We start from the raw sequence: 556 nt of genomic DNA on the forward strand, positions 1-556 counted from the left end.
CGGATAGGCGGTCTCCCCATGCTGGGTACCGGGCTTGGCAAAGGCGGCGGCATTGTCCGGGGTATCGGGGGTGCGCCACATCACGCCATCAACGGCGAGCAGTTGCAGCCCAGCCCAACCGGGATGATTGGCCTGCTGGTGCCAGAGAGAGGCGGTCTCGTGAAACAGCCACTCAATGCTCTTGTGGCCAAGCTTTTGGCGAGCTTGCAGGAAGGCGCTGGGGGCGACAAAGGGGCGGTCGCCGGTCAAGAGGATATCGAGCTGATTGACGAGCTGGGTCATGGGGACGTGGCGGAAGATGGCCATGCCGATGATGGCCCAGACCAGACGCTCCATGGGCATGCGGCGGCGACGCGGGGTCACGACATTCTCTTCGGCGAGCAGCGTCGTGATGAGCTCGGGAGGAATGAGGTCGGAGAGTGACTCAAACTGAGCAGCATTGCTGGCGTGGAGGAAGTCGAGAGCGTGAGCGATACGCATAAAAAATCCGAAACCAATCAACAGGTTTCGGATTTTCACACAACAGAAGGATCGGTCAATGGATCCTTAACTGATC

At 59.7% G+C, this 556-nt stretch carries 1 protein-coding gene; it reads right to left on the reverse strand.

Annotation, left to right across the window (positions count from 1 at the left end):
- Window positions 1-480, reverse strand: a 480-nt coding sequence (locus ACB040_RS20760; protein WP_371164853.1) for a transposase domain-containing protein, incomplete at its 3' end; no start/stop codon positions are given.
- Window positions 481-556 lie beyond the last annotated feature (76 nt).

It is taken from the genome of Aeromonas sp. S11(2024) (assembly GCF_041402345.1).
In the GTDB taxonomy this organism is placed as follows: domain Bacteria; phylum Pseudomonadota; class Gammaproteobacteria; order Enterobacterales; family Aeromonadaceae; genus Aeromonas; species Aeromonas veronii.